The organism is Kitasatospora gansuensis (assembly GCF_014203705.1).
In the GTDB taxonomy this organism is placed as follows: Bacteria; Actinomycetota; Actinomycetes; order Streptomycetales; family Streptomycetaceae; genus Kitasatospora; species Kitasatospora gansuensis.
The window spans coordinates 6,546,470-6,568,377 of sequence record NZ_JACHJR010000001.1 but is presented as its reverse complement, the minus strand read 5'-3'; the positions used below and the strand labels follow the sequence as shown (position 1 = coordinate 6,568,377).

Genomic DNA, 21,908 nt, shown 5'->3' with positions numbered 1-21,908 from the left:
CCTCACTGCCCGCCTGCCGCCCACCACCGTGTGGACCACACATCACCTGCGACGGGCCGCATCTTTGAAGCTCGCCGAGATGACCGCCGGCGGCACCTGGGTCGAATGCGCCCAGACTCCGGGCATGCGGCGCCGCAGCGCGAGCAGGACACTTGCTGTCCTCGGCCAGCGGCACGATGCGACATGGCCGCCACTCCTGTTGATTCCATGGGGAGTTGAGCTGATGCTGTCCCTCCCGGGTGTCCGCGGCAGCGGCGCGGCCCGCGAACACGCACTGACAGCGGCACGGTGTCTCACCAGCGGGCGCGGGTCGTACAAGCGGGCGGGTGTCCCGCCCTGGCCCCTGAAGCCTGTTGTGGTGGTGATTTGAGGGGCGCCAACACTCCCGGACGCGGTGTGTCATGGCTGCTCCACCTGGGGTAATGCCTTGACTCATGGTCGAACAAGCTATCGAATACGGTCTACGCTGGAGGAGCCGGAGGGGAGCCGGGTGTCGACGATCGGGGGCTGACCGTAGGAGCTGGAGGTGGTACCGGGTGTTCGCCCACCTGCATGTCGCCTCCGGTTACTCGGTGCGCTACGGCGCCGCACTGCCCGGTCGGCTGGTCGAGCGGGCTGCCGAGCAGGGCCTGCGGGAGTTGGCGCTGACCGACCGGGACACGGTGGCCGGTGTGGTCCGCTTCGCACAGGCCTGCGCGAAGGCCGGGATCCGGCCGCTGTTCGGCGCGGACCTCGCGGTCCCGCTGCTGAGCCAGGCCCACCCGATACCGTCGAAAATCCGTACCCCGGCCCGGGGCGGCGCGTTCGTCGCCGACTCCGCACCCCGGGTCACCCTGCTGGCCCGCGACGGCACCGGCTGGGCGAACCTGTGCGCGCTGATCACCGCCGCCTGGGCCGCCCGGCAGCAGGCCGGCGGCGGACAACCGATCGTCCCCTGGCCCGCGATCCAACAGCATGCCGAGGGCCTGACCCTGCTGCTGGGCCCGTCATCCGAACCGGCGCGGGCGCTCACCGCCGGCCGTCCGGACCAGGCCGCCGAACTGCTGGCGCCGTGGCGCGAGGTGTTCGGGCAGAACCTGCGACTGGAGGCCGTGCACCACCGCCGCAGCGGCACCGGACCGGGCTCGCTCCGGCTGGCCGCCCGCACCGTCGGTCTTGCCGCCGACCTCGACCTGCTCGTCGTCCTGACCAACGCCGTGCGCTACGCCACCGCCGACCAGGCACCGGTCGCCGACGTGCTGGACTCGGCCCGGCTGCTCACCCCGATCCGGCCCGGCCGCACCTGCAACGGTGAGCGGTCGCTGAAGAGCGCCGCCGAGATGGCCGGCCTCGCCGAGGAGGTCGCCCGCGCGGCCGGCCAGGAACACGGCGGGGCCGCGCACCTGCTGGCGACCACCGCCCGCACCGCCTCCGAGTGCCGCCTCGACCCGCACTCCGATCTCGGGATCGGCCGGGTGCACTTCCCAGAGGAGCATGTCATCGGCCTGGCCCCCGGTACGTCCGCCCAGACGTTGCGCGAGCGGTGCGAGGCGTCGATGATCCGCCACGGCTACGACCGCTCCGCGGCCATGCGGGCCCGCCTCGACGAGGAGCTCCGGGTGCTGAACACGCTCGGTTGGCCCTCCTACGCCCTGACGGTTGCCCAAGTCGTAGACGACGTACGGGAGATGGGCATCCGCGTGCAGGCCCGGGGTTCCGGCGCGGGCTCCCTCGTGGTGCACCTGCTCGGCATCTCCTTCGCGAACCCGCTGGAGCACGAGCTGCTGATGGAACGGTTCATCAACCTGCGCCGCCACTCGCTGCCGGACATCGACATCGACGTGGAGTCCGCCCGCCGCCTGGACGTCTACCGCCGCATCATGGACCGGTTCGGCACCGAGCGGGTCTGCACCCTGAGCATGCCGGAGACGTACCGGGTCCGGCACGCGATCCGCGACGCCGGCCTCGCCCTCGGCCTGCCCCCCGACGAGGTCGGCAACCTCGCCAAGGCCTTCCCCCACATCACCGCCCGCTCGGCCCGCACCGCCATGCGCGAACTCCCCGAACTGCGCCAGGTCGCCGCCCACGCCGACCGGTACGGACGCCTGTGGGACCTGGTCGAGGGCCTGGACGCACTGCCGAGGGGTACCGCGATGCACCCGTGCGGCGTCATCCTCTCCGACGCCACCCTGCTGCAACGCACCCCCGTCGTCCCCACCGCCACCGAAGGCTTCCCCGCCACCGTCTTCGACAAGGAGGACGTCGAAGGCGACGGCCTCGGACTCCTGAAACTCGACGTCCTGGGCGTACGGATGCAGAGCTCGATGGCGTACGCGGTCCGCGAGATCGAACGCACCACCGGCCGGCGGATCGACCTGGACGACCGAGCCCAGGTGCCACTGGACGACCCGGCTGCCTACGCGCTGCTGCGCGAAGGCGAATCGCTGGGCGTCTTCCAGCTGGAGTCCCCCGGCCAGAAGGACCTGCTCGGCCGCCTGCAACCGGAGACCTTCGCCGACCTGGTCGCCGAGATCTCGCTCTTCCGGCCGGGCCCGGTCCAGGCCGACATGATCCGCCCGTTCCTCCTCGGCCGGCACGGCAAGAAGCCCGTCACCTACCCCCACCCCGACCTGGAACCGTGGCTGCGCTCCACCTACGGCGTCGTCATCTACAACGAGCAGGTGGCCGGCCTGTTCGCCACCATGACCCGCACCGACCTGGCCATGGGCGAGGAAGCCCGGCGTGCCCTGGCCCAGCCCGAACGGCTGCCGAAGCTCCAGGCCTGGTACCGACAGCGCGCGGCCGAAGCCGGCTACCGGGCAGAGGCGATCGACTCGGTCTGGCGAATGCTGGAGAACATGGGCTCCTACGGCTTCGCGAAGGCGCACGCGACCGCGTTCGCCCTGCCCACCCTGCAGTCCGCCTGGCTGAAAGCCCACTACGCGGCACCGTTCTACGCCGGCCTGTTGGAACACGACCCCGGGATGTATCCGAAGCGGCTGGTACTGGCCGACGCCCGCCGCCGCGGCGTCCCGATCCTGCCGCTGGACATCCAGTACTCCGCCACCGACTACCGCACCGAACAGCTCCCGGACGGCCGCCTCGGCCTCCGGATCTCGCTGGCCGACGTCCACGGCATCACCGACGACCAGGCATCCCGGATCGAAGCCGGCCAGCCCTATACGGACCTCGCCGACTTCTGGTCCCGCGCCCAGCCCTCCCACCCGGTCGCCGACCGCCTCGCCCGGGTCGGTGCCTTCGCCACCCTCGCCCCCGGTACCGGGCGCCGCGACCTGCTCCTGCAGATCGACGAACTCCACCGCCACCGCCGCGCCGCCACCGGACCGGGCCAGCTCACGCTCACCCAGGCCACCGCCCCGGACGCCTCCTCCAGCAGTCTGCCCGTCATGACACCGAGTCAGGAGCTGGAGGCCGAACTGGAAGTCATCGGCATGGACGCCTCCCGGCACCTCATGGAGCCACTGCACCCGCTGCTGGCCGAACTCGGTGCCATCCCCTCTCATCGGCTGAGAGACCAACCGACCGGCGAGACCGTGCTGGTCGCGGGCGCGAAAGTCGCCATCCAGACTCCACCGATGCGCTCCGGCCGCCGCACCATCTTCGTGTCGCTGGACGACGGCAGCCCCGGCGGCCAGATCGACCTCACCTACTTCGACGACACCCACCAACAGGCCGCCCACCCGCTGTTCCACCACTTCCTGCTGCTCGCGCGCGGAACCGTCTCCCGCCGGGAGAAGTCCGTCACCATCATCGGCACCCACGCCTGGAACCTCCAGGAGATCGCCGACACCCACAGAACCGGCGGTACCGCCGCCGTCCGTACCCTCCTCGCCACCCACCCCGGCCCCGATCACGCCAATGACGCCGACGGCGGTGGCCGCCCCGTCCGGTCCGGCGGCGCCGGACGACTGTGGCACGCCAGCCAGGGGAGCGCCGGATGACCAATGGCAACAGGGTGACGGTCCTTCACCTGCGCTTCCACCGCGCCACGTTCGAGACCTACCGCGAGCTGTTCACCGTGCTCCACGGCGTCACTCCCGTGGTCCAGGCCCTGCCACCGGACAGCGCGCTCCTCGAACTGGCCGGTGCGGTGCGCTATTTCGGGCAGAGTCCCGCACAACTCGCCGATCTGCTCCAGACCCGCCTCGCCGCCCGTTACGGCCTGCTCACCACCGGCGGGATCGGCCCCAACCGCATGCTCGCCACCATGGCCGCAGACACCGCGACCCCCGGCACCGTGCAAGCACTGAGCGACGACCCCGCCGAGCAGGCCCGATTCCTGCGGGACCGCCCGGTCCGTGCCCTGCCCGGCGTCGGCCCGACGCTGGAGCGCTCCTTGACCAAGTACGGCATCGAGAAGGTCGGCGACCTGGCCGATCTGCCGCCCGCCACCGTGCAGCGCATCGCCGGGGCCTCCACCGGCCGCCTGATCCAGAACCGCGCCCACGGCACCGACCGGCGCTCCGTCACCCCGGCCGGACCACCCGCCACCATCACCAGCAGCCACCGCTTCGACCAGGACACCCTCGACCACGACCAGATCCGCCGTGCCCTGCTCGCCGCCGCCACCGACCTCGGCACCCACCTGCGCGCAGCCGGGCAACTCGCCCGCACGGTCGAGCTCCAGGTCACCTACGCCGACCGCTCCACCACCACCCGGTCGCGCACCCTGCGCGAACCCACCGCCCACACTCCGGCAATCCGGGACACGCTGTACGCCACCTTCGCAGCCCTCGGCCTGCAACGGGCCCGGGTCCGGGCCGTCACCGCCAGGACCGGAAACCTCGCCACCGCCACTGGCGCCGCTGTCCAACTCACCTTCGACCGGTCCACCGAGAGCCACCGCACACTGGAACCCGTCCTCGACCGCGCTGCCGGACGCTTCGGCCCCGGCGCGATAGCGCCGGCAGCCCTTGGTACATACACCCGGCGCGGATAGTCACGGCCGCCCACTCGCCTGGCGTGGCACCAGGATGACCTCAAGGGCGCACCGCGCCGATGTCGCTTCACCTGAACACCGGCCCACGTCCCGACGAGCAGTCGGCGGAGGACTCCGGCCACCGCGCCGGGCCATCGGCGTGCCCGTGAGCTCCGGCGGACCTCCCCGAGATCGACTGCCCGGATCGCGGCCTTGATCAACGGTTGGCGAAGGGCTGCGGTCGGCTTGACGGCCGTCGAGCCTCGGCGAGGCCGGCGTCCCATAAAGGACATCCGCCGAAAACCTGCCCGTTACATCTTGACGCGGCCGATGTTCTCGCTCACAGTCGTGGTGCGTTCAGCCGCACCGCCGGTTGGCTGCTCAACCCTTACGCCCCCACATATTCCTGCACGGCTCGCCCCCAGAAATGTTAACGCTAACAATTCACTTGCCGGGCAGTTGTCCGTGCGCGGGTGTCGTCGGCGTCCTCTCCGATGCGGCCCGCCCCATGCCGTCGATCCCAAGGATGGAAGGAAGACGCTATGTCGGTTTGGTTAGCGCGCGCCGCGAGGTGGCGTCGTCGATGGCGGCCGGCGGCGGCCGCCGCGGCAGCCATGGCGATCGTGGGCGCGTTGCTCACGGTGGCCACGACGCCGGCGTCGGCCGCCACCGTGGACACCACCGCGTGGTACGTACTGGTGAACCACAACAGTGGCAAGGCCCTTGACGTCTACAACTTCTCCAGCGCCGACGGTGCCAACGTCGTCCAGTGGAGCCGCACCAACGCCAGTAACCAGCAGTTCCAGTTCGTGGACTCCGGCGGCGGCTACTACCGGCTCAAGGCACGGCACTCGGGCAAGATGATCGACGTGTCCAGCTGGTCGACAGCCGACGGCGCCGCCATCCACCAGTGGACCGACCACGGCGGCACCAACCAGCAGTTCCGGCTCGCCGACTCCGACAGCGGCTACGTCCGACTGATCAACCGCAACAGCAACAAAGCGGTCGAGGTCCAGAACGCAGCCACCAACGACGGCGCCAACGTCGTGCAGTACACCGACTGGGGCGGCACCAACCAGCAGTGGCAACTCGTCAAGGTGGACGGGGCTACCGGCTCCGGCCCGTGCGACATCTACAGCGCAGGTGGTACGCCCTGCGTGGCGGCGCACAGCACAACGCGCGCCCTCTACAGCTCCTACAACGGAGACCTGTATCAGGTCAGGCGCTCCGACAACACAACCCGCAACATCGGCGTACTGACCCCTGGCGGCGTCGCCAACGCGGCGGCCCAGGACTCTTTCTGCGCAAACACCACGTGTGTCATCACGGCCGTGTTCGATCAGTCCGGGCGTGGCAACGACCTGTGGTACCAGGGTTCCAGCGTGGTCCCGGGCTCACCGCAGACCCGCCCAGCCGTAGCGACCACCGAATCGCTGACGGTCGGTGGCAGCAAGGCCTACTCGCTGTACATCAACCCCGGGACCAGCTACTGGCGTGACGGCCACCTGACGGGTATCCCGACGGGCAGCGAACCCGAGGGTATGTACATGGTCACCAGCGGCACGCATGTCAACAGCGGCTGCTGCTTCGACTACGGCAACAGCGAAACCACCCGCAAGGCCGACGGGCCAGGTGCCATGGACGCCATCTACTTCGGGACGAGCTGCTGGTTCGGCGGCTGCTCCGGAACCGGGCCCTGGGTGCAGGCCGACCTCGAATGGGGCCTGTTCCCGGGTGGTGCCAGCACGTGGAACCCGAACCAGCAGGCGTTCACCAGCAAGTTCGTCACGGCGACACTCAAGAACAACGGGACGACGCGATTCGCGCTCAAGGGCAGCAATGCCCAGGCCGGAAGCCTGAACACCCTGTGGGACGGCGCGCTTCCCAACGAGCCCAACGTATACAGCCCGATGAAGAAGCAAGGCGCCATCGTCCTGGGCAGTGGCGGCGACTGCTGCTCACCCGAGGTAGGCAATATCAACGACAGCGCGGGCACGTTCTACGAAGGTGCCATGGTCGCAGGCTACCCGTCGGATGCGACCGAAAATGCGGTCCAGGCGAACATCGCCGCCGCCGGCTACCGATGAACCCCTGCGCAGGTTGAACCACGCGGAAGGGGTCGGGCACGGACGTGCCTGACCCCTTCCGCGTGGAGGGTCCTGGGGCGGCGTCCTTTCGCACAGCGGCCATACCGGACGCACCTCTCCTGTCAGCGATCCCCATGTATGGAAGGAAGACGCTATGTCGGTTTGGTCAGCGCGCGCCGCGAGGTGGCGTCGTCGATGGCGGCCGGGTGCGGCCGCCGCAGCAGCCCTGGCGATCGTGGGCGGGTTGCTCACGGTGGCCACGACCCCGGCGTCGGCCGCCACGGTGGACACCACCGCCTGGTACGTACTGGTGAACCACAACAGCGGCAAGGCCCTCGACGTCTACGACTCCTCCACCGCCGACGGCGCCAACGTCGTCCAGTGGACCCGCACCAACGCCACCAACCAGCAGTTCCAGTTCGTGGACTCCGGCGGCGGTTACTACCGGCTCAAGGCACGCCACTCGGGCAAGATGATCGACGTGTCCAGCTGGTCGACGGCCGACGGCGCCGCCATTCACCAGTGGACCGACCACGGCGGCGTCAACCAGCAGTTCCGGTTGGCAGACTCCGACGGCGGCTACGTCCGGCTGATCAACCGCAACAGCAACAAGGCGGTCGAGGTCCAGAACGCGGCGACCAACGACGGCGCCAACGTCGTGCAGTACAGCGACTGGGGCGGCACCAACCAGCAGTGGCAACTCGTCAAGGTGGACGGGGCCCCCTGCGCGCTGCCGTCGACGTACCGCTGGACATCGACCGGCCCGCTGGCAACCCCGAGCGCGGGGTGGGCCTCGCTCAAGGACTTCACCAACGTCGTCCACAACGGCAAGCACGTCGTCTATGCCACGACGCACAACACCCTCGCCGGTGAGGAGGGGCGCTGGGAATCGACGGTCTTCAGCCCCTTCACGAACTGGTCCGACATGGCGTCGGCCACCCAGAACAGAATGTCGTTCGACGCCGTCGCGCCGACGCTGTTCTACTTCGCCCCGAAGAACATCTGGGTGCTCGCCTACCAGTGGGGCGGTTGGCCGGACCCCTTCTCCTATCGCACCTCGAGCGACCCCACTAACCCCAACGGGTGGTCCGCGCAGCAGCAGCTGTTCTCGGGCACCCTCCCCGACCCTGCGGCCCCCATCGACCAGACCCTCATCGCCGACGACAAGAACATGTACCTGTTCTTCGCCGACGACCGCGGCGGCATCTACCGCGCCAGCATGCCCATCGGCAACTTCCCGGGCAGCTTCGGTGCGTCGTCCACGAAGATCATGAGCGACACGCCGGCCAACCTGTTCGAGGCGATCGAGGTCTACAAGGTCCAGGGGCAGAACCAGTACCTCATGATCGTCGAGGCGCAGGACTGGCGCGGCCGCTTCTTCCGCTCGTTCACGGCCACCAGCCTGGACGGCACGTGGACACCGCAGGCCGACACCCAGAGCAACCCCTTCGCCGGCAAGGCCAACAGCGGCGCGACCTGGACCAACGACATCAGCCACGGCGATCTGGTCCGCACCAACCCCGACCAGACCAAGACCATCGACCCTTGCAATCTGCAGTTCCTCTACCAGGGGCGCGACCCCGGCACCGACGGCATGGAATACGGCCTCCTGCCGTACCGGCCGGGCCTGCTGACACTGCAGCGCTAAAGGTCCAGCTGCTGGCGGTCCCCGCCGACGGCATCCCTTCGCATCCCACCCGAACAAGGGAATCAACCAGTGAAATTCACACTTCGGTGGTCGTCGAAACGCGTCCTCGCCTTGGTGGTAAGCCTTCTCTGTATGACGGCGTTCTTTCCGGCCACGGCCCGGGCAGACAATCCGATCGTGCAACACATTTACACCGCCGACCCGGCACCGCTGGTCCACAACGGCCGGGTCTACCTGTACACCGGGCACGACGAGGACGGCTCCACCTCCTTCGTGATGAAGGACTGGCGGGTGTGGTCCTCCGCCGACATGGTCAACTGGACCGACCACGGCTCGCCGATGAGCCTGAACACCTTCAGCTGGGCGGGCGCCAACGCGTGGGCGGGCCAGGCCGTCGAACGGGGCGGCAAGTTCTACTGGTACGTGCCGGTGTCGGTCCGGGCGACCGGCCAGTTCGCCATCGGCGTGGCGGTGTCGGACAGCCCCACCGGCCCGTTCCGGGACGCCCTCGGCCACCCGCTGGTGGAGAACAGTGAAATCGACCCCACCGTCTTCATCGACGACGACGGGCAGGCCTACCTGTATTACGGCAATCCGAATCTCTGGTACGTGCGGCTCAACGCCGACATGATCTCGTACTCCGGCAGCCCGACGCAGATACCGCTGACCACCGCGGGGTTCGGCACCCGTACGGGAGACGCGACCCGGCCCACCCTGTACGAGGAAGGCCCGTGGTTCTACAAGCGCAACGGCCTTTACTACATGGTGTTCGCGGCGAAATGCTGCTCCGAGTTCATCGGCTACTCCACCTCGCCCGGCCCGACCGGACCGTGGACGTATCGCGGCACCATCATGCCCTCGGAGGGCAGCAGCTTCACCAACCACGCCGGCGTCATCGATTTCAACGGCGGCTCGTACTTCTTCTACCACAACGGCGCTCTGCCGGGCGGTGGTGGCTTCACCCGGTCGGTTGCGGTGGAGAAGTTCAGCTACAACGCCGACGGCAGCATTCCGACGTTCAATATGACGACGGCCGGGGCCCCGCAGGTCGGCACGCTCGATCCTTATGTCCGCCAGGAAGCCGAGACCATCGCGTGGGGCAGCGGCATCGAAACCGAACCCTCCAGCGAGGGCGGGATGAACGTCAGCTGGATTGAGAACGGCGATTACGTCAAGGTCAAGGGCGTGGCATTCGGCGCAGGTGCCGGCTCGTTCACCACCAGGGTGGCATCGAACACCAGTGGCGGCCGAGTTGAGCTGCACCTGGACAGTCCTACCGGGCCAACGGTCGGGACCTGCACGGTGTCGGGCACCGGAGGCTGGCAGACCTGGAGCACGGTCTCGTGCCCTGTTACCGGTGCGACCGGGACCCACGATCTGTACCTGAGCTTCGCCGGTGGCAGCGGGTACCTGTTCAACATGAACTGGTGGCAGTTCACCGCCGGCCAGCCCGCCTTCTCGTCAACCGCCGTCGCCCAGCACAGCGGGTACTGCCTGGACGACCCCAACCAGAGCACCGCCGACGGCACTCAGTACCGGCAGTACACCTGCGGCGCCGGTGCGGAACAGCGGTTCGACTTCCGCCCGGTGCCAGGGGTGGCGGACACCTACTCCCTGGTGAACCGCTCCAGCGGCAAGTGCCTCGACATCGCCGGCATCTCCACCGCCGACGGCGCGGCGGTCCACCAGTGGACCTGCCACGGCGGCACGAACCAGCAGTTCACGCTGCGGCAGGTCGCCGCCAACGACTACCAGCTCGCCGCGGTGCACAGCGGCAAGTGCGTGGACGTCAGCGGGATCTCCACCGCCGTCGGAGCGCTGGTCCACCAGTGGACCTGTGACTCCGCCAGTGCTCTGGCCACCAAGAAGAACCAGGTCTGGCGCCTGACCGGCAAGAGCTGAACCAACACAGGGTCGGGCCCGGGCCGGCAACCCCGCGCCCGACCCTGTCCAGGCCTTTTTGCTGGCCCGGAACGCGGCCAGTGGGCCGCCCCACGGGTCGGGACCGGTGTCCAGGTAGCCAGGTCCAGGTCAACGACCCGGGCCTTGTCTGTTCCCTGACGGGGGCAGAGGCCGACGGCCCGGCGCGCACGCCACGGGTGGGTGGCGTTGCTGCCGGGCCGTCAGTCACTCACGCGGTCTCACTTCCCGTGCAGAGCCTTGCGGCGACGTCCGCGAAGCACCAGGACGCTTCCGGCAGCGATGGCCAGCAGGCCACCGACGGCGCTGTACGTGACAGCATCGCTCATCCCGGTGGAAGCCAGGCCGCCGGACGTGCTGCTCGGGCTCGGGCTCGGGTGGCCGACGGGTATGCCCTTCTCCGCCTGCGCACGGCTGCCGGTCGTGCCGGAGGCGGAGACAACCGGCGTGGCGGCGGTCGGGGTGGCGGCGGTCGGCTTGGGGAGGGGCGACGGCTTGTCAGCGCCGGCAGTCTTCGACGCGGGCTTCAGCTGAAGAGTCGTGATCGAGTACGGCGGCAGCGTCTGTGCGACCGCCGTGCCCCGCTCCGCCGTCGTCAGGGCGGTGCCTTCCTTGGCGTACGAAACGGTCGTGACCGCCCCTGCGGCCGGGGTGAATCCGGCGTACGAGAGCGACACCTCCGCCGCGTTCTGCGGGCTCTTGTTGATCAGCATGACGTTCAGACCGCCGTTGTTGCTCCGCACCGCGTGCACGGCAACCGACGAGTCGCCCGAGGACGACTTGACGATGGTGTCGCCAGGCTGCGCCAGTGCGGTCAGCGAGCGGATGCCCCAGTAGGTGGGGAAGGGCGTGTCGCGCGGCGGTTGGCACTTCCCCCCGGCGCAGGTTCCGGCGGAGAGCACACCCCCGTCCTGGTAGTCGGTCTCGCCGTGGACGGTGGTGGGTGCTTCGCTCGTGCCGTTGTGCAGGTTCCACCAGTCCACGTGGGTGGCGCCTTGCTCGAACCAGGTCATGTAGGTGTCCGGCGCGAACAGGGCTGCGGCCTGGCTGGTCAGGGCGGGCGAGCCGACGGCGTCGGTCTCGGTGACCGCGATCTCCACCGAAGCGGCGCGCGAGCCCGTGTACTTGGCGATCAGCGAGCGCAGCTCGGACGTGGTAGCGGCGATCCGGGAGGGGGTGTTCAGCAGGTCGGCCGTGGTGGTGCCGCCCGGATACCAGTGGACGATGACGAAGTCGATCGAGCTTCCCGCGATGGAGAGCACCGTGTTGTTCCAGTCGGCGCTGTCACCGGGAGCCTTCTCCTTATCCGGCCAGCCGCCGGGGGTGGTGAGCACCGCTCCGATCTTCACCGTCGGGTCCACGGCCTTCATCGCCTTCGAGTAGGCGATCAGGTTCTTCCCGTACTCCTTCGGGCTCTTGTCGGCGTGCTTGTCAAGTTCCCAGCCCTTGCCGTCGCCGTAGTGCCCGTTGCCGTAGACCTCGTTGCCGATCTCCCAGTACTTCACGCCGTAACCCTTGTCGACGTTGGCGTACTTGACCCAGTCGGCGGCCTCCTGGGGGGTGCCGGAACCGTAGTTCGCGGTCAGGATCGGCTGGGCGCCGACCGTCTTCGCGGTGGCCATGAAGTGGTCGAAGTCGGTGTTGGAGGGGATCCAGCCGCTGCCGTCGCCGGAGGTGTGGGTCTTCCAGTGGTAGTCGTCCGCGCCGGAGCCGCCGGGATAGCGCAGCTGCCGGACTCCCGCGGCCTTCATCAGCGATGTCACCTGGGCGTCCCCCATGTGCTCGTCGCCGAAGCCCGTGTTGAGGCCGGCGCCACTGTTGGGCACCGTGCCCAGGGAGGTGCCGGCATCCACACTGATGCGGACGGTCGGCTCGGCGCCCGCGGTGGGCGCCAGGGCGCCGACACCGGCCGAGGCGGTGAGTACCGCCACCGCCCCCACGGCAAGATGCCGGAGTATCCGGCTGCGGTGGGGCGTGCGATCCCAAGGCATCGGCTGCTCGGCGGATCGCGGGTCGTCTGGTGACACGTGGGGCTCCGATCGGGTGTTGACACAGATGGCGTTGCGGCGCTGGCCACGGCTGGCCCTCGTCGGTACACCCCTGAGTGGCCGCTCAGAGCGAAAAGGTTGCCGCCTCAATCGTTTTTCCGAGACGCGGTCGCACCGTCTCACCGGACCCGGTGACCCGTGCCCCGGTGACACGCCCGGGCTCCCTTTCCACCTCGACGGCGCGAACCATCACATGCCCCACTACCGGCCGGTGAAGTTGCGCTGCCGCTTGTACGACGACAGGTCGCGTACCGGCATCACTTCATCGAACCGGGCCGGCCACATCACCTCAAGCAGCCCTCGACGCATCCTCCCGCGCGCATCGGCGTACTCCAGGCAGAAGTCCTCAGCGGGCTTGGGGTTCGGGTTCCGGGGCGAGATGGCCGGGCTGGGGTGCACGGATAGCCGGCGCGGTTTCCGGGAGGCGGCGCAGGACGGGCAGGACGGCCAGGGCAGTGACGGCGACCAGGGCGCCGGGGATCAGGGCCCAGCCGGTGGAGTCGACCAGGGCCTGGGAGGCGTAAGGGGTGAGTCCGCCGAAGAGGGCGGTAGCAGCGGTGGCGCCGAGCGCGAGGCCGCTGAGGCGCTGGGCGACGGGGAACTGTTCAGCGATCGCGGAGGCCGCGACCGCGCTGATGCCGCCTGCCATGCAGGCCAGGACGACCGCGCCGGTCAGTGCGGCGGCGAAGCTGCCCTGGGTCATCAGGCCGAACATGGCCGGCGGCAGGATCACCGCCAGGGCACCGAAGAGCGTGAGTGCGGGGCGGCGGCCGACCCGGTCGGACAGGGCACCCACGAACGGCGTGACGACGATGACGACGAGGGCCGCGATGGTCGACAGCCAGAGGGCGTCGGACTCGCTGAAGCCGCTGACCGCGCCGAGGTAGGTGGGGACGTAGCTGATGCCGACGTAGTACGTCACCGAGCCGAGCGCCGAGATCGCGAACGTCCGGTAGAGCGCGGGGCGCTGGGTGCGCACCGTGGTCATCAGTGGGCCCGCGCCCTTGGTGTCGGGCGGGGGCTGCTGCTCGAAGGCGGGGGATTCGCGCATGGTGGAGCGGGCGATCAGCACCGTGGTGGCGAGCAGCGTGCCGAACAGGAAGGGGATGCGCCACCCCCACGCGTCCAGGGTGGGACCGGGGACGAGGGTGACGGTGAGGGCAGCGACGCCGGCGGCGAGCAGTGCACCGATCTCGCTGGCGGCGGAGGCCAGTGAGGCGACCAGGCCGCGCCGGTGGGGTGGGGCACCTTCGACCAGGTAGGCGGTGACACCGGTGTATTCGCCGCCGACGGCGAAGCCCATGACGCAGCGCAGCAGCAACAGCAGCGCCCCGGCGATGGAGCCGATCTGGTCGTGGGTCGGGAGCAGGGCGGTGGCCAGCATCGCGGCGGTCATGACTGCCATCGAGCCGAGCAGCACCTTGCGGCGCCCGAGCCGGTCCCCGATGTGGCCGAAGGCCATCGCGCCGAGCGGGCGCATCAGGTAGGCGACGGCGAAGACCGCCAGGGTGATCAAGAGCGAGGTGGAGCCGGTGCCGAAGAACACCCGGGACAGCACGGTGGTCATGTACAGGTACAGCGTGAAGTCGTACCACTCCACGACGGTGGACAGGGCCGCTACCAGAATGGAGGACCGGGGCAGGACGGCTATCGCCTGAGCGGGCGGTGCGGGTGCGAGGGATTCCATGATGTGCCTTGCGGGAGGGCGGCAGCGCGGACCTGGAGGGTTGCGCGGGAGGAGGAGGCGACTGTCTGCCTCACGGCGCCGGTACGGCGCCGATCTGCTGCATGAGCCCGAGGAGATCGGGCTGACCCCGCTCTTTGACGATGCGTCCATCGGCCAGGTAGTAGAAGTTCATGGCCTGGACCGCGATCTTGTTGCCGGTGGCAGGGATGCCGAAGAACTCGCCTTCGTGAGTGCCGCGCATGGTGAACCGTGCTGCCACCGTGCCGCCTTCGGTGATGCTCTCCTCCAGCGTCCACCGGATGTCGGGGAATGCGCTGCGCATCATCGCGATGATCTCCAGGTAGCCCTCAGGGCCCCGCAGCGGTTCAGCGTGACTGGGTGCGTGGAACACCGCGTCGGGGGCGATGACCTCCCGGGCGAGGTCCTCGTCGGCTGTGTTGATGAACTCGACGAAGCGCTTCATCACTGATTCAACGGATTCCGGTGACATCTTCCTCTGCCTCTCTGCCTGCGTGGTGGTGTTCGGAGCGAACGGCAGGACCATGACGACTGTAACATCGAATCGATGTGAACCTCGTTTCGATATGCCATGCTGGAGGAATGCTGGAACTCTCCATACTCGGCTTCCTGGCCGCAGGCCCCCTTCCCGGACACGAGCTACGCCGCCGCATCACGCACCTCACCGGATACAGCCGACCGGTCAGCGACGGCACCCTCTACCCGGCGATCAACCGCCTGACCAAGGCCGGACTGATTCAGCGGCGACCCGCGCCGGAAGCAGGAGGCGGCCGGTATGTGCTGAACCTGACCGACGCGGGCCGCGAGGACATGCTCCGGCGGCTGCGCGAGCCGGCCGAGCACGAACTCACCGACTTCCCCCGCTGGTTCACGATCCTGGCCTTCCTCTCCCTGCTCCCGGACCTGGCCGACCAGCACGCGGTGCTCAGGCGCCGGCTCGCCTTCCTGGAGGAATCGGCGAGCTTCTTCTACGACGGAGAGACGCCGCTGCGCGCCGAGGAGGTCGCCGACCCCTACCGGCGCGGCATGCTGCTCACCGCCCGCGCCACCAGCCAGGCCGAACGAGCCTGGATCCGCGAGTCCCTCGGCCAGGACGCCCCCGAGCCCGGCCCCACGCGCGCCCCACACACCTCCTCCCCGCTCGACGCATCGGCGAGCTGACAGACAACGAAAGGCGCCCCCCATGCTTGCTTCCTGGTACGACGCACAAGGCCCGGCCGCCGAGGTACTGCAGGTCGGCGAACTGCCCGACCCCACCCCCGGCCCCGGAGAGGTCCGCGTCCGCATCACCGTCTCGGGGGTGAACCCCGGCGACACCAAGAAGCGCACCGGCTGGACCGGCTCCGGCATGCCCTACCCGCGGGTGATCCCGCACAGCGACGCCGCCGGCGTGATCGACGCGGTCGGCCACGGAGTCGACGAGCGCCGCAGCGGGCAGCGCGTGTGGGTGTACGGCGCCCAGTCCTACCGGGCCTTCGGTACCGCCGCCCAGTACGCAGTCGTGCCCGCCGGCCTCACCGTCCCGTTGCCCGACCACCTCTCCGACGATCTCGGCGCGAGCCTGGGCATCCCCGGCATCACCGCGCACCGCAGCGTGTTCGCCGACGGCCCGGTCGATGGCAAGGTCGTCCTGGTCAACGGGGCCCTCGGCGGGGTCGGCTCGCTGGCAGCCCAGCTCGCCGCCTGGGGCGGGGCCACCGTCATCGGCACCGTCCGCCGCACAGCCGACCTGGACCGGGTCGATCCGGCGGTCATCTCCCACGCCGTCGCCCTCGACGCCGCCGACCCGGCCGCCGAGGTCCTCGCCCACGCCCCCGCCAGTGTGGACCGGATCATCGAGGTGTCCCTGTCCGACAACGCCGACCTCGACAACGCCGTCGCCGCCAACGGCGCAACCATCGCCGCCTACGCCACCCGCGCCGACCGCACCGAAATCCCCTTCTGGACCCTGCTGTTCAACAACGTCACCCTGCGCCTGATCGGCAGCGACGACTTCCCCGCCGACGCCAAACTCCAGGCCGCCCGTGATCTGACCTCCGCGGCCGCCGTCGGCGCGCTTACCGTCGATGTCGGCGACCGCTACCCGCTCGCCGACATCGCCAAGGCCCACGACCGCGTCGACGCCGGCGGCCGCGGCCGCGTTCTGATCGACATTCCCCGATAAGGCCCTGGAAAGCCGCTGTAGCAGCGGCCGCTGCCGTCTGTCGGCCCCTGACGCGTCTCAGTCCTCCGCGCCGTCATCATCGTCATCGAGGTCGACCGTGTCCGGGTCACGCTGGGGCCACATCCTCGTCCCGGATCTCGTGGCCCTCCGCGCGCAGGCCCTGGTCAAGGAATTGGAAGGGCGCTACCCAGGGGCCAAAGTCGGGGCGACCGTCACCGTGCAGGGGGCTGCCGGGTCGTTACCGGTGTTCGGATCGGTTCAGCTGCGGCTCCGGCGGCGCACGACGGCGGTGAGGAGGATTCCGGCAGCGAGGGCGAGGGCGGCGGCCAGACCCGCATACCGGATGAGGGGTTTGCCGCCGGTGTTGGGCAGCGGGGCCGGATTCGGGCTGGGACTCGGACTCGGGCTGGGACGCGGGCTGGCGCTCGGGCTCGGGCTCGGGGCGACCTTTCCGTGGGTGGAGCAGTCGGTGTCGCTGGAGCCGGCGGCGCAGTTGGAGCCTGCGGGGCCGACGATCGTGTTGTCGAGCCGGTGGTCGCCGATGTCGGGATTGTCGGCTGTGACCGAGTAGGTGATCGTCACGGTTCGGCCCGCGGGTACGTCGCCAGTCCAGGAGAGCACCGGGGCCGCGTAAGTGACGGTGCCGGAGGTCGTGGTGGCGTCGTTGCCCCACGTCGCGTCGTCCAGCACGTTCGTCAGGTCGTCGGTCACCGTGGCCCCGGGGTATGTGCTCCCGTTCGGGTTGGTGACCTTGAGCGTGTAGGTGACCCGCTGACCGGGCTCGGCTGACGAGGCATCGGCGGTCTTCGATACGACCAGGCCCCCGACGGTAAGGTCGCTGATGCAGCCGGCCTCGCTGCCCGTGAGGCAGTTCGAGTGGCGGTCGCCGGTGACGTGGTTGTGCAGCTTCCGGTCACCGGTGTCCGGGGTGTTCACCGTCACCGAGTAGGTGACCGTCGCGCTCTGCCCCGGTTGCAGTGTCCCCGACCAGGACAGCTTCGGCGCCGCGTAGGTGACGGTGCCGGAGCTGGCGTCGGCGTCGTCGTAGACCGCGTCGTCGAGTACGCCGCTGAGGTCGTCGACCGCTGTGGCGTCCACCGGCAGCGTGCCAGTGTTCCGCACCACCACCGTGTAGGCGACCTTGGTGCCCGGCGCGATACTGCTGCCCGCAGCCGGGTTCGCCGTCTTGGTGATCTCGTAGTGGGGGGTGTCGAACACCACGGTGGCGCAGGCCGGCGGCAGCACCCCGACCAGGTCCGACGTGTTGTCGGCGCAGTTCCGGTAGGTCCCGGCCGTGCCCGAGGTCACGTCCACGCTCAGGGTGCAGGAGGCCTGGCCGGCGTCCAGGTCGCCTGACAGGCCGACCGAGGTGCCCCCGGCGGTCGCTGCGACCTTGCCGTTCGTGCAGCTCGTGGTGGGCTTCGCCGTGCCGGCCACGGTCAGACCGGGCGGCAGGTGGTCGGCGAATGACCAGCCCTGCTTCGCGAGCAGGTCCGAGGTGTTGGTCACCGTGAACGTCAGCGTCGAGGTCGCGCCCACCGCCACCGGGGACGGCGAGAACGACTTGTCCACCTGGGGAGTCACATCGAGCACCTGGATGTCGTCGAACGCCGCATCGTTGCCGACCGGCGTCGTCTCGGCGTTGCGCATGACCACGCCGACCGAAGTCCCCGGATAGAGCTTCGGCTTGTCGGCGGCCTTGTGCACCACGAAGACGGGACTCTGGACCCCCGGGTACTCCTTCCGGTCGGTGTCGGTGCAGGGGTTGATCGGCTCGTCGGTCACCGGGTACTCGGTGGTGCCGTCGACCAGGTCGAACTGCAGCCTGGGCCCGACGAGGTTGCAGTTCCCGGCGCCGGAGGTCACCGCCGCCGTGAGGAACCGGTTGGCCGAGCCCAGGGGGATCGGCTCGACGGTCCGGAACTCCACGGCGTCCACCGGGACGGCCTGGTTCTTGGTGAACCCGGCCACGGCGTGGTTGGACGCGGGGACCGGCAGCCCCTCGTAGGACCCGATCCCCGCGGTGATGTCACGCAGCTCGTCCCAGAAGAACGCGTCCTGGCACTCGCTCAGCCCCTGCCCGAAGCCGGCCGAGTCCGCCTTGTTCAGCACCCACCCGTTGCAGTCCTGGAGCCAGGCGGGGTCGGCGGTGTACGTCTCGCCCGACGCGCCCTTGTACGAGGACAGCAGCACCGGTTCCGAGCCCGCGGCGACGTTCTCGAAGTCCTCGTCGTACACCTTCACAGGTGCCGCCGGAACTCCGGCTGTGCGCGGGGCCCGCGAACCGCCGGCCTCTCCCGCGGCGGTCACGGCAGACTTCGCACGCGGCGCGCGGTCCTCCGCCTTGAGTGCATCGGCGGACGGCACCAGCCCGGCAGATGCAGCCGCGACGCCGACCGCCAGCGCGACCGCCGGTGCCCATCTGGGGATTCCATACTTCCCCCTGGTCGACCCCTTACGGCGCATATGCTGCTTTCCCTCCGCAATTCGGACACTGTCGGAAAGCTCTCATATGCTCCTGATTCGGCGTACGCGGACACGCACATGATCCCCGGGAGCCACCTGATTGCCCGACGGCTCCCGTTACCTTTTTGTGGCCCCGCAACGCGGCCTCCGGACCAAGGTCAGCCGCGGCGCGGGCAGCCCGGCCGCCGCGCCGGCGATGGAATTCAAGCTCGCCGAGTCCGCCCAGGCCCGTTGGCGGTCACCGCACCCCACCTTGTCGCCCTCGTCCGAGTAGGCGCCCGCTTCGAACGGTGGCCGTCCCATCAGCCGCCAGGCGATCGAGACGCGGACGCTGCCCCGGCTCCTGCACGATTACCGGTGCTGGGAGACCCACGGCTACTGGGCCGCGCAGGTGAAGACCACCGGCACCTTCCTGGGCTGGTTCGAGTTCCGGCCGGTGGAGGAGCACAGCACCGCCGTGGTCGAACTCGGCTACCGGTTGAACCAGGCGGCATGGGGACACGGTTACGCCACCGAGGGATCCCGGGCCCTGATCCACAAGGGGTTCACGGACATGGAGGTCGAGCGGGTCACGGCGAACACGATGGACGTCAACACCCGTTCCCGTCGCGTCATGGAGAAATCGGGCCTGTCCTTCGTCAGGAACTTCACCGGGGACTGGCCGGAGGCGATCGAGGGCTCCGAGCACGGCGAAGTCGAGTACGAACTCACCCGGACCGAATGGGAACAGGCTCGATGGACGTCAACAGCCAAATCCACAACTCTTGACAATTACTCCATCGAAGCTCCAGCGGTTCAAGGCGACTTGGCAAGTCACCTCGTTCGACTGGAGCTTCGATGCGTACGTGACGGGCCCGGCCGGGCGGCTCCGGCCTGCGGACTCACGTGGTCACCAGGGCTTTGAAACGGCCCTGGCGTCATGGCGATCTCCTACGAGGACATGTTTCTCCTCAGCGAGTTGAGCCGCCTTCACAAGCTGTGGAACATCGACAAGCAACGCAGACTTAGGACCAGGCCGATCGTGCTGAACGACGCGCTGACCGCGAAGGCAGCAGCCTTCTCACACTATTTGAGCGGCGTGCCACCCGAGTTTTGGTAGGCGATCGTCTTCGCGAACAGGTTGCCGCCGTCGGTTTCAATCGTGGTCGACTTGTCCGATCCTTGGCCGAACAGCAGAGCCGCGACATGGGCGCTCGCGACCTGGTCCATGTGCGAGAACAGCCAGTCCACCTTGTCGTCCTGATAGTGGTACGGGGTGTTGTTCTGTCGCATGTTGCCGACCGGGATCTGCCAGACCACGATCGGTTTGCCGGCCGCCTCCGCCATCGTCTTCCAATACGCGAGCTGCGCGGACCACTTCTTTTCGCTCCAGAATGAGCTGTGTCCGCCATTCTCCGGCAAGGCATTGAGGCCGGCGTCCACGGCTTCAACCTCCCCGACCAGGAAGTCCGCATTCTTTGCCCCGAGGGCCACGTAATCCCTGGCGCATTTCTGCTCGTTGCCCGGCCAGTCCCAGCAGGTGAGGTGCAGACCGGCGGTCGCGTCAGGAGCGTACTTGTGGGTCATTGAGATCAGGCAGCGGGCCAGACCCGCCACACTGTTCTCCTGGTTTCCGCAGTCGTTCGGAGCCGCAGCAGTCACCTGCGCCGGGACCTTGGTCACATCGCCCGTCCCTCGTGCGAATCCCCAAAAATCAGCTTCGAGATCGATCATGTCGTGCGAGGTGCCGATCTTCTGGAGGAAGAAACGGTAGTCGTTCAGGTATCTGGTGAGGAGGTCGACCCGGTTGACCGCCTTCACCTCGTCCTGCCACGTCGCATTGGGGGTGAGATGGGGGATTACAAACCACGACCACACCATCGTCTGCGGATGCGGTTGACCCTGATAGGTGGCCTGCGCAGCGCGGGCTTGCATATGGGGGACGAGCCCCCCGCGCCCACCCCACGCGCATCCCCACCAGTTCGTCCCGTCCGGGCAGGACTTCGCCGTGTACACGTCGCTCGACGGTGCAGGCGGACTGACGACGTATTGGTACTGAGCGTCGAATGGTGCGGCAACCGAAGGTTTATCGTTCGATATTCTTCCGATCATCACCGTGCTCTTGCCCATGAAAGTTTTACCCGATGGGCTCGCCGCCATGCTGGGGGTCGCACTGGCCGATGGAGTCGGTGAAGCCGCCGTGGTCGCAGGCGCCGATGGGGTGGACGAAACCGCTGCCGTCGCAGGCGCCGCCTCGGTGGGGGTGCTCGCGGCGACCTTCCCGGCATGCGGCGGCACACCGCAGCCGGCAACCACCGCAAGCAGGGTCGCCGACACGGCACCCGCCAACGTGAAACGCCACGGGCGGCGCGGATGTGGAGCGGGCATAGCAGAGCCCTCCTTTGATCGTGTCAGTCGATCCGACGACCTTCAGTGGTCCGGCAGCCCGGAAAGGTTGCCGCCCCGCGCGGACTTTTTTGACAGGCGGAACGACGGGCAGGATCGGAGCGTGGTGGTGAACCGTGGCATGCACTGGATGCGGGCCTTCCACCACCCGGGCGACGCTGCGGCTATCGGCCTGAACCGGCGGCTGGGCTTCGTCGAGGCTGACGTACCCGTCCGGGATGACGGATCGGGCCTGGCCGCGATTCCCGGTCGGGCCGCGGGGTGACCTTGCGCGGGATCTTGACGCACTACTCGGGCTGACCCATAGTGATGGCCATCGAGCCGCCTTCATCTGACGACCGACCTCGCCGACCGGATTGTTAACGCTAACATTCGGTCCCGCTTCCACCCTCCCCGCACCCCCGATGGGCTGGGCTCCACGGAACGGGCAGCAGCGTCCAGCACCGGGACGCAAGGTCGGTGACAACCCGCGGGACCCGTTGCATCCCGTGGTCCGGGGCGCCCCGCCCAGCACTGCGACGGTGCATGCCGTGACCGCCGAGGACGGCCGCCCACCCCCCACCCACC

Annotated in this window: 13 protein-coding genes and 2 pseudogenes; 10 read left to right on the top strand and 5 right to left on the bottom strand. The window is 68.9% G+C overall.

Features of this window, described 5'->3' with window-relative positions; all coding sequences use genetic code 11:
- Nucleotides 1-536 precede the first annotated feature (536 nt).
- The 5 genes from F4556_RS29610 (at nucleotide 537) to F4556_RS29590 (ending at nucleotide 10,555) form a co-directional block, all read left to right on the top strand.
- Nucleotides 537-3,941, top strand: a complete 3,405-nt coding sequence (locus tag F4556_RS29610; RefSeq protein ID WP_313068811.1) for a DNA polymerase III subunit alpha — start codon at nucleotides 537-539, stop codon at nucleotides 3,939-3,941.
- Entirely contained in the window at nucleotides 3,938-4,939 is a 1,002-nt protein-coding gene (locus tag F4556_RS29605) for a DNA polymerase Y family protein (protein WP_184921457.1), read from the top strand. Before F4556_RS29610 ends, F4556_RS29605 begins: the two co-directional genes overlap by 4 nt.
- A gap of 593 nt (nucleotides 4,940-5,532) precedes the next feature.
- Nucleotides 5,533-7,005 (top strand): arabinofuranosidase catalytic domain-containing protein, encoded by a 1,473-nt coding sequence (locus tag F4556_RS29600; RefSeq protein ID WP_184925380.1) that lies wholly within the window; start codon nucleotides 5,533-5,535, stop codon nucleotides 7,003-7,005.
- A gap of 154 nt (nucleotides 7,006-7,159) precedes the next feature.
- Entirely contained in the window at nucleotides 7,160-8,653 is a 1,494-nt protein-coding gene (locus F4556_RS29595; protein WP_184921455.1) for a non-reducing end alpha-L-arabinofuranosidase family hydrolase, read from the top strand.
- A 177-nt stretch (nucleotides 8,654-8,830) separates the two neighbouring features.
- Complete coding sequence (locus F4556_RS29590) at nucleotides 8,831-10,555, top strand: family 43 glycosylhydrolase (RefSeq protein ID WP_313068809.1); 1,725 nt, start codon at nucleotides 8,831-8,833, stop codon at nucleotides 10,553-10,555.
- A 239-nt stretch (nucleotides 10,556-10,794) separates the two neighbouring features.
- Here the strand turns inward: F4556_RS29590 and F4556_RS29585 are convergent, their stop codons facing one another.
- The 3 genes from F4556_RS29585 to F4556_RS29575 form a co-directional block, all read right to left on the bottom strand.
- Nucleotides 10,795-12,504 (bottom strand): LPXTG cell wall anchor domain-containing protein, encoded by a 1,710-nt coding sequence (locus F4556_RS29585; RefSeq protein WP_184921451.1) that lies wholly within the window; start codon nucleotides 12,502-12,504, stop codon nucleotides 10,795-10,797.
- A 463-nt stretch (nucleotides 12,505-12,967) separates the two neighbouring features.
- Nucleotides 12,968-14,308, bottom strand: a complete 1,341-nt coding sequence (locus F4556_RS29580) for an MFS transporter (RefSeq protein ID WP_184921449.1) — start codon at nucleotides 14,306-14,308, stop codon at nucleotides 12,968-12,970.
- Between the two features lie 70 nt (nucleotides 14,309-14,378).
- The gene (locus tag F4556_RS29575; RefSeq protein ID WP_246511118.1) at nucleotides 14,379-14,852 is read right to left on the bottom strand and encodes an ester cyclase; all 474 of its coding nucleotides are present in this window, start codon (nucleotides 14,850-14,852) and stop codon (nucleotides 14,379-14,381) included.
- A 56-nt stretch (nucleotides 14,853-14,908) separates the two neighbouring features.
- On the opposite strand from F4556_RS29575, the gene F4556_RS29570 reads away from it, so the two are divergent.
- Both F4556_RS29570 and F4556_RS29565 read left to right on the top strand, forming a co-directional pair.
- Complete coding sequence (locus F4556_RS29570; protein ID WP_184921448.1) at nucleotides 14,909-15,487, top strand: PadR family transcriptional regulator; 579 nt, start codon at nucleotides 14,909-14,911, stop codon at nucleotides 15,485-15,487.
- Nucleotides 15,488-15,509: 22 nt separating this feature from the next.
- On the top strand, nucleotides 15,510-16,490 hold the full coding sequence (locus tag F4556_RS29565) for an NADPH:quinone reductase (RefSeq protein ID WP_184921446.1): 981 nt from the start codon (nucleotides 15,510-15,512) through the stop codon (nucleotides 16,488-16,490).
- A 258-nt stretch (nucleotides 16,491-16,748) separates the two neighbouring features.
- On the opposite strand, the gene F4556_RS38565 is transcribed toward F4556_RS29565, so the two are convergent.
- Entirely contained in the window at nucleotides 16,749-18,734 is a 1,986-nt protein-coding gene (locus F4556_RS38565) for a DUF7927 domain-containing protein (protein ID WP_184921444.1), read from the bottom strand.
- Nucleotides 18,735-19,101: 367 nt separating this feature from the next.
- On the opposite strand from F4556_RS38565, the pseudogene F4556_RS38560 reads away from it, so the two are divergent.
- Nucleotides 19,102-19,241: pseudogene (locus F4556_RS38560) on the top strand (IS256 family transposase); the annotation flags it as partial.
- A gap of 1 nt (nucleotide 19,242) precedes the next feature.
- Nucleotides 19,243-19,689: pseudogene (locus F4556_RS29555) on the top strand (GNAT family N-acetyltransferase); the annotation flags it as partial.
- 332 nt (nucleotides 19,690-20,021) lie between these two features.
- On the opposite strand, the gene F4556_RS29550 reads toward F4556_RS29555, so the two are convergent.
- Nucleotides 20,022-21,065 carry a hypothetical protein gene (locus F4556_RS29550; RefSeq protein ID WP_184921442.1) on the bottom strand — a complete coding sequence of 348 codons (1,044 nt, stop codon included), beginning with the start codon at nucleotides 21,063-21,065 and terminating at the stop codon, nucleotides 20,022-20,024.
- Between F4556_RS29550 and F4556_RS29545 the strand changes: the two genes are divergently transcribed.
- Nucleotides 21,052-21,606 (top strand): hypothetical protein, encoded by a 555-nt coding sequence (locus F4556_RS29545; RefSeq protein ID WP_184921440.1) that lies wholly within the window; start codon nucleotides 21,052-21,054, stop codon nucleotides 21,604-21,606. The genes F4556_RS29550 and F4556_RS29545 overlap by 14 nt on opposite strands.
- Nucleotides 21,607-21,908: the final 302 nt, after the last annotated feature.